This is a genomic window from Brevundimonas halotolerans (genome assembly GCF_003730275.1).
In the GTDB taxonomy this organism is placed as follows: Bacteria; Pseudomonadota; Alphaproteobacteria; order Caulobacterales; family Caulobacteraceae; genus Brevundimonas; species Brevundimonas halotolerans.
The window spans coordinates 238,668-246,375 of the sequence record NZ_QTTA01000017.1 but is presented as its reverse complement, the minus strand read 5'-3'; the positions used below and the strand labels follow the sequence as shown (position 1 = coordinate 246,375).

The 7,708-nt window shown below is 67.7% G+C and carries 8 protein-coding genes and 1 pseudogene; 6 read left to right on the top strand and 3 right to left on the bottom strand.

Annotation, left to right across the window (positions count from 1 at the left end; translation table 11 throughout):
* The 6 genes and pseudogenes from EG854_RS08855 to EG854_RS08830 all read left to right on the top strand — a co-directional run.
* Positions 1–203, top strand: a pseudogene (locus EG854_RS08855) (hypothetical protein); the annotation flags it as partial.
* Between the two features lie 157 nt (positions 204–360).
* Positions 361–1,134 carry a TauD/TfdA family dioxygenase gene (locus tag EG854_RS08850; RefSeq protein ID WP_123287742.1) on the top strand — a complete coding sequence of 258 codons (774 nt, stop codon included), beginning with the start codon at positions 361–363 and terminating at the stop codon, positions 1,132–1,134.
* A 1-nt stretch (position 1,135) separates the two neighbouring features.
* Positions 1,136–1,972, top strand: a complete 837-nt coding sequence (locus tag EG854_RS08845) for an aldo/keto reductase (protein WP_123287741.1) — start codon at positions 1,136–1,138, stop codon at positions 1,970–1,972.
* Positions 1,965–2,564, top strand: coding sequence for a sugar transferase (locus EG854_RS08840; protein WP_123287740.1), 600 nt, complete (start codon positions 1,965–1,967; stop codon positions 2,562–2,564). Before EG854_RS08845 ends, EG854_RS08840 begins: the two co-directional genes overlap by 8 nt.
* Complete coding sequence (locus EG854_RS08835) at positions 2,561–3,190, top strand: NeuD/PglB/VioB family sugar acetyltransferase (RefSeq protein ID WP_123287739.1); 630 nt, start codon at positions 2,561–2,563, stop codon at positions 3,188–3,190. Before EG854_RS08840 ends, EG854_RS08835 begins: the two co-directional genes overlap by 4 nt.
* Positions 3,190–4,365 carry a DegT/DnrJ/EryC1/StrS family aminotransferase gene (locus tag EG854_RS08830; RefSeq protein ID WP_123287738.1) on the top strand — a complete coding sequence of 392 codons (1,176 nt, stop codon included), beginning with the start codon at positions 3,190–3,192 and terminating at the stop codon, positions 4,363–4,365. Before EG854_RS08835 ends, EG854_RS08830 begins: the two co-directional genes overlap by 1 nt.
* On the opposite strand, the gene EG854_RS08825 is transcribed toward EG854_RS08830, so the two are convergent.
* The 3 genes from EG854_RS08825 to acs are packed head-to-tail and all read right to left on the bottom strand — an operon-like array spanning position 4,362 to position 7,691.
* Positions 4,362–4,757 carry a VanZ family protein gene (locus EG854_RS08825; RefSeq protein WP_241153188.1) on the bottom strand — a complete coding sequence of 132 codons (396 nt, stop codon included), beginning with the start codon at positions 4,755–4,757 and terminating at the stop codon, positions 4,362–4,364. The two genes, EG854_RS08830 and EG854_RS08825, sit on opposite strands and share 4 nt — an antisense overlap.
* The gene (locus EG854_RS08820) at positions 4,750–5,760 is read right to left on the bottom strand and encodes a mannose-1-phosphate guanylyltransferase (protein ID WP_123287736.1); all 1,011 of its coding nucleotides are present in this window, start codon (positions 5,758–5,760) and stop codon (positions 4,750–4,752) included. Before EG854_RS08820 ends, EG854_RS08825 begins: the two co-directional genes overlap by 8 nt.
* Complete coding sequence (acs, locus tag EG854_RS08815) at positions 5,757–7,691, bottom strand: acetate--CoA ligase (protein ID WP_123287735.1); 1,935 nt, start codon at positions 7,689–7,691, stop codon at positions 5,757–5,759. Before acs ends, EG854_RS08820 begins: the two co-directional genes overlap by 4 nt.
* Between the last annotated feature and the right edge of the window lie 17 nt (positions 7,692–7,708).

The following is a 7,708-nucleotide window of genomic DNA, read 5'->3' as shown; positions in this document are numbered from 1 at the left end:
GAGCCGAGGCCGTCATCCCCTCAACCCGCTCGCGCAAGACACCGATCCCGCACGACCCTCGGATCTACAAGCTGCGCAATCGCGTCGAGCGCTGCTTCAACAAGCTCAAGCACTTCCGCCGCTTCGCGACACGCTTCGACAGGCTCGCCAGCCACTACCTGGCCTTCGTCCACATCGCTGCCTCCATGCTCTGGATGCGCTGAATGTCGATTCGGCCTGGTTCCGCCAGCGCTACAGTCGGTCACAAGACTTGAACGCTCCGCTGGTCTGGCTCGCGCAGATGCGATCTGGAAGTCAGTGGGGCAAGTGCGTATAAGGCTGGCGGCAATATCCGCCCTTTGAACACAGTCGGGAACGTCGATGCTGAAATCTGTCATTCTGCCCGAGGCAGCCTCAGCGGATGATTGCGCCCGTGCCGTGCTGGAGGCTTGGCCCGACAATCTGGTGGTGCACCTAGCCGGATTGAAGCCGGAACAGGACCTGCGCGAATTCTACGGCGCCATGTTCGACAAGATCGGCCATGCCGAGCCGCTGGCCGAGGATGCCACCGTCGGCGACCGCAACAGCCAGCGCACCGGCGAGGTCTGGATGCAGGTCCGCTATGACCCGGCCATCCCGGACGCCTATCGCCACTCCGCCAATCCCCAGCCGCTGCATACGGACGGCTCCTATATTCCCGGGTTCCCCAATGCGGGCTTCCTGGCGTGCAAGGCCATGCCCAAGTCGGGCGGGGCGACCACCTTCATCGCCGGCAAGGATGTCGTCGCTGCGCTCCAGAGCGAGGCCCCCGACCTGTATGACCGTCTGCTGGCCGTCGACATTCCGCATGCCCGCTCCGGCGACCGCCGCGTCGCGCCCTTCCTGCGCTTCGAGGACGGCGAGCCGGTGTTGAACTGGAACTACTACTGCGTGGATACGGAGGCCGACGCCGAGGTTCAGAGCCTGCGCCAGGCGCTGTTCGACTTCCTCGACAGCAGCCCCATGATCGCCGAGCGTCTGCAACGCGTGAAGCTGTCTCCGGGCGAAGCCGTCCTGTGGAAGGACGACCGCCTGCTGCACGGACGGGACGGCTTCGATCCCGAGATCGTCTCCGACCGGTTCCTGTGGAAGGCCCAGGTCCAGGTCGAGGCCTGATGTGAACGCTGCCCCGCGCCGCGCTTCGGTCGCCGGCATTTCCCTGTCTCCGCTGACGTTCGGCACCATGCGCGTGGACCGCGTGGGGGATGCCGATGCGGTCGCCCGACTGATCGAGCAGGCGCTCGACCTCGGGGTCACGACCTTCCACGTCTCCAGCGAATATGCGACCTGGCCGCTGTTCCAGGACGCCTGGCGCAAGGTTCGGCCTGACCCGGCCGCGACCCGCATCATCGCCAAGGTTGGCGTGCCCCATTTCGGCGAGGCCCGCTTTGACCCGCAGACCTTTGCCGACAAGATCGACCGGTATCGCGCCGCCCTGAATGTGGACCGCATCGACGTCGTCCAGTGGCTGCTGCGCCACGACCTGAAGGACGAACCGGCCCGGCTGGCGATCTTCGATGATCAGTCTGCGGACATTACCGACTGCGTCACAGGTCTGAAGGCCTCCGGGACGATCGGGGCCATGGTCAGCTTTCCCTATACGCGCGGGATTGCCGAACGGGCGCTGGACCACGCCGTCTGCGACGGGCTGGCCCTCTACTGCAATCCGCTCGAACTCGAGATGACCGACCTGTTCGATCAGGCGGCCGAGCGGGACAAGGCGGTGGTCGCTATCCGCCCGTTCGCCGCCGGGCGGCTGTTCAGCGAGACGACCTTCACCGCCCGGGACGCCCTTGCCGTTTCGCTCACCCACCCGGCCGTGGCGACGGTTGTGGCTTCGGTGTCGTCGTCGGCGCGGCTCAAGGAGATCGCGGACCTTGCCCTGAGCATCCAGCCGGATGCCGCGCGCTGGTCGGGCCTGATCGCGGCCGCGCAGGGAGCTGCCGATGTATAGGCGCTGGGGCAAGCGGGCGATCGACATCCTCGGCGCCGGCCTGACGCTGATCATCCTGTCGCCGGTGCTGCTGGTCAGCGCCCTTGTCGTGGCGACGCGGCTGGGCCGTCCGGTCCTGTTCAAGCAGAAGCGCGCCGGCTTCGGCTCGCGGGCGTTCAACGTCCTGAAGTTCCGCAGCATGACCGATGCCAGGGACCCGGACGGCACACTGCGCCCCGACTCCGAGCGGCTGACCCCGCTGGGCGTCTTCCTGCGGGAGTCCAGCATCGATGAGCTGCCCAGCCTGCTGAATGTGCTGAAGGGCGAGATGAGCCTGATCGGCCCCCGGCCCTTCATCTACGACTATGTCGACCTCTACACGCCCGAACAGGCGCGCCGCCACGACGTCCGCCCCGGCATCACCGGCTGGGCCCAGGTCAACGGCCGCAACGCCCTGAGCTGGGAAGAGAAGTTCCGTCTGGATGTCTGGTATGTCGATAACGTCAGCCTGTGGCTGGACATCAAGATCGTCTTCCTGACCCTGAAAAAGCTGGTGCAGCGCGACGGCATTTCCGCGCCGGGGTCGGCGACGATGGAGCGGTTTCGCGGATGAGCGGGCGGCTCGCTATTCTGGGCGCGGGCGGGCACGGACGGGTCGTGGCCGATTGCGCCGAGCGGCTGGGCTGGTCGTACATCGCCTTCTTTGATGACAACCCGGGAGCAAAGAAGCCCGGCCCCTGGGAGTTGGCCGGTACTGGCGCGGACCTGCTGGCCTCGGTCGCAGGGTTCGACGCCTTCATCATCGGCATCGGCATCAACCGCATCCGGATGGAGCGACAGCAGGCGTTGGTGGCTGCAGGCGGTCGGGTCGCGACCCTGATCCACCCGGCCGCGACCGTCAGCCGTCACGCTGTGATCGGCGACGGCTCGGTGGTCTTTGCGGGCGCCGTGGTCAACGCCGGGGCCACGGTCGGTCAGGCCTGCATCCTCAACACCGGCTGCGGCATCGACCATGATGACCGGCTGGGCGACGGCGTCCATGTGTCGCCGGGCGCGCACCTTGGCGGAGGCGTATCAGTCCGTGAGGCCAGCTGGATCGGTCTCGGGGCGGCAGTGCGTGAAGGCATCTCCATCGGCCGCGATGTCGTCGTGGGCGCCGGGGCCGTGGTCGTGAACGATGTGTCTGATGGCCTTACCACGGTCGGGAATCCGGCCCGGGAAATGAAGCGGAAGTCCTGATGCTGAACACCCCTTTCTCCCCCTGGCCCAGTTTCACCTCCGAGGAGGTTCAGGCCGTCGCCGATGTCGTCGCGTCGAACCGCGTCAACTACTGGACCGGCGACCGCTGCCGCACCTTTGAGACACGCTTCGCCGTCTGGGCCGGTACGAAGCACGCGATTGCGCTGGCCAATGGCACGGTCGCACTGGATGTGGCCTTGAAGGCGCTGGGCATCGGCCCGGGCGATGAGGTCATCACCACGCCGCGCACCTTCCTGGCTTCCGCCTCCTGCATCGTCACGGCGGGGGCCGTCCCGGTCTTTGCCGACGTCGATCCTGACAGCCAGGCCATCACCGCCGATACCATCCGGGCCGTGATGACCGAGCGGACCAGGGCCGTCATCTGCGTCCATCTGGGCGGCATGCCGTGCGACATGGATCCGATCATGGCGCTGGCGGAACAGCACGACTTCAAGGTCATCGAGGACTGCGCCCAGGCCCACGGGGCCCGCTATCGCGGCCGCAGCATCGGCTCGATCGGCCACATCGGCGCCTGGTCCTTCTGTCAGGACAAGATCATGACCACCGGCGGCGAGGGTGGCATGGTGACCACGGACGATCCCGCCCTGTGGGACTTCATGTGGTCTTACAAGGATCACGGCAAGAGCTGGCAGGGCGTCTATGAGCGCTCGCACCCGCCGGGCCCGCGACTGGTCCACGACAGCTTCGGCACCAACTGGCGCATGATCGAGATGCAGGCCGCGCTCGGGCTGATCCAGCTGGAGCGCATGGCCGACTGGACCGCGCGCCGCACCGAGATCGCGCTGAAGCTGGCCGAGGCCTGTGCCCCGTATTCGGTCGTTCGGGTGCCCCTGCCGCCCGAACATATCACCCACGCCTGGTACCGGTTCTATGCCTTCGTCCAGCCGGACCATCTGGCCGACGGCTGGACTCGCGACCGCATCATCGAAGAGATCAATGCCCTGGGCGTGCCCTGCTTCCACGGTTCGGCGTCCGAGGTCTATCTGGAGGCCGCGTTCGACGACACCGGCTGGCGACCGCCGCAGCGCCTGCCGGTAGCCCGCCAGCTGGGCGAGACCAGCATCGCCTTCCTGACCCACCCGACCCTGACCGACGACGAGGTCGCAAAGACCGCCGAGGCGATCCGCACCGTGCTGGGCCGGGCGTCAGCCTAACCTTTCAGCCGCTGCCGCAGGGCCTCCAGCCAGACGGGCAGGGCGGCGCAGGCGATGCCGGCGATGTCGGCGATCCAGTCCTTCCAGTCCGCATCGCGGCCGACATAGCTCTGGACGATCTCGATCCCGCCCCCGGCGATGACGAGCACCAGGATGACGATCCCGCGCGGCACGCGGGGAAGGGCCAGCGACAGCAGCAGGGTCAGCACAAAGAACGACAGGAAATGCCCGGCCTTGTCCCACGGGATCAGGCCCGGCCGGTCGCCCAGCGGCTCGAACGCCAGCCACAGGGTGGCCAGGGCGGCGACAACCGCGGCCAGCCGGATCGCCCACAGGACGAGCGGCGCGCCGGGCGAGGGCGCGTCAACCGTCACGGTTTCAGTTTCACTCACGCGTCAGTAACCTCTTCACATCCTGGGCCCGCGACAGATCACAGACCAGAACCGCATCGCGCTCGACGATCACGGCCAGGCCGGAGACCCCCAGCGTCGCGACCGTCACGCCGTCGGGTGCCCGCACCAGACAGCCAGCGCTGTCCAGGCTCAGATGCGACGCCCCTTCCCCCTCGCTGACGGTCGCCACCGCATCCCACGCGCCCAGATCCGACCAGGCGAGCGTCAGGGGCAGGACCGAGGCCCGGCCGGTCTTCTCCATCACCGCATAGTCGAACGACAGGCGGGGCGCAGCGCTAAAGCCTTCGCCCAGCAGCCCGCCGTCTGACGGGACCGCCCCGGCGACCGCCGCCCAGATCTCGGGCGCGTGGCGGTCCAGTTCCTCGCGCAGGGTCCGGGCCGTCGCAATGAAGGCGCCGCTGTTCCACAGGCAGCCCTCCAGGATCAGCTGCGCCGCCCGGTGCGGATCGGGCTTTTCGATGAAGGCCTGAACGGGGGCCAGCCCCGCGTGTTCGGGCCGGATATAGCCATAGGCGGACGACGGCTGGGTCGGGGCCACGCCCAGCGTCACGATGCGCCCGCTGTCCCCGGCGGCATCGGCCGCCGTGATCAGGGCATGCCGATAACCGGCCTCGTCCGGGATGTGATGATCCGAGGCCAGGATCATGACCCGTCCCTCCGGATCGCGGGCCTCGACCCAGGCCGTCGCGGCCGCCACCGCCGCGGCCGAATCCCGGCCCTCGGGCTCGAGCAGCACGGTGGCCTCAGCGCCCAGCGCCGCCAGTTGTTCCGCGATCAGATCGGCATGGGCCTCGGCCCCCACGACCAGCAGCAGCCCGCCGCCCTCGACCAGCGGCTTCACCCGCCGCACCGCCAGTTGGAACAGCGACAGCGGCCCGGTCAGGTCCAAAAACGGCTTGGGCCGGTCCGGGCGCGACGCCGGCCACAGCCGCGTCCCCGCCCCGCCGCACAGGATGACGGGATAGAGCTGACCTTCGCTCAAGCGGGCCGCCCCTTGACCAGATCGTCGACCACCCCGGGGTCGGCCAGGGTCGAGGTATCGCCCAGCGCGCCCAGCTCATTCTCGGCAATCTTGCGCAGGATGCGCCGCATGATCTTGCCCGAGCGCGTCTTGGGCAGGCCCGGCGCCCAATGGATCACATCCGGCGCCGCGATCGGGCCGATTTCGCCCCGCACATGCTTGATCAGCTCGGCCCTCAGATCGTCATGCGCATCGACGCCTGCGTTCAGGGTCACATAGGCATAGATGCCCTGACCCTTGATGTCGTGGGGATAGCCGACCACGGCGGCCTCGGCGACATACGGGTGCAGCACCAGAGCGCTCTCGACCTCGGCCGTGCCCATCCGATGGCCCGAGACATTGATGACATCATCGACCCGGCCGGTGATCCAGTAGTAGCCGTCGGCATCGCGACGGCAGCCGTCCCCGGTGAAATAGCGCCCCGGATAGGTCGAGAAATAGGTGTCGAAGAACCGCTGATCGTCGCCGTACAGGGTTCGCATCTGGCCCGGCCAGCTGTCTGTGATGCACAGATTGCCCTCGGTCGGCCCGGTCAGCTCATGGCCCTCGGCATCGACGATCTGCAGCCGGATGCCGGGCAGGGGCAGGGTGGCCGAGCCGGGCTTGAGGTCGGTCGACCCCGGCAAGGGCGTGATCAGATGGCCGCCGGTCTCGGTCTGCCACCAGGTGTCGACGATCGGGCAGCGGCCCTCGCCGACCACCTCATGATACCAGCGCCAGGCCTCGGGGTTGATCGGCTCCCCCACCGTGCCCAGCAGTCGCAGGGACGACCGCGAGGTGGCCTTAACCGGCCCGTCGCCTTCGCGCATCAGGGCCCTGAGCGCCGTCGGCGCCGTATAGAAGATCTCGACCCTGTGCTTGTCCACCACCTGCCAAAAGCGGCTGTGGTCGGGATAGTTGGGCACGCCCTCGAACATCACCGTGGTCGCCGCATTGGCCAGCGGGCCATAGACCAGATAGCTGTGACCGGTGACCCAGCCGACATCGGCCGTGCACCAGAACACCTGACCGGGGCGATAGTCGAACGTCACTTCGTGCGTCCAGGCGGCCCAGACCAGATAGCCGCCCGTGGTGTGCAGCACCCCCTTCGGCTTTCCGGTCGAGCCCGAGGTATAGAGGATGAACAGCGGGTCCTCGGCTCCCATGGGCTCGGGCGGGCAGTCAGCCTCGACCGAGGCGGCCTCGGGGCCATAGTCGATGTCTCGCCCCTCGACCCAGGCCACATCCGCGCCGGTGCGGCGCACGACCAGCACGCTCCGGACACTGACCTTTTCCAGCGCCGCATCGACATTGGCCTTCAGCGGAATGGTCTTGCCGCCACGCAGCCCCTCATCAGCGGTGATGACAAAGTCCGAGCCGCAGTCCTCGATCCGCCCCGCCAGGCTGTCGGGCGAAAAGCCGCCGAACACGACCGAATGGACCGCCCCGATCCGTGCGCAGGCCAGCATGGCATAGGCGGCCTCGGGGATCATCGGCATGTACAGGGTCACCCGGTCGCCGCGATTGACGCCGTGCTTCTTCAGGACGTTTGCAAATCGGCACACCGCGGCGTGCAGTTCGCCATAGGTGATGGCCGCGCTCTCGGCCGGATCATCCCCCTCCCAGATGATGGCGACATCGTCGCGCCGCTCGGGCAGGTGCCGGTCGATGCAGTTGACCGAGACGTTGAGAATCCCGTCCTCGAACCAGCGGATGCGGAAGTCGTCCTTGTGGAAGCTGACGTCCTTGATCCGGGTCGGAAAGGCCGTCCACTCCAGCCGTTCGGCCACGCCGCGCCAGAACCCCTCCGGATCGGTCTCGGCCGCCTTGCACGCATTCTCATAGCGTGCCCGGTTCACATGGGCCGTGCGGGCCCATTCCTCGGGGACGGGATAGATCGCCGTGTCGCTCATGACTCACCTCATCTTGA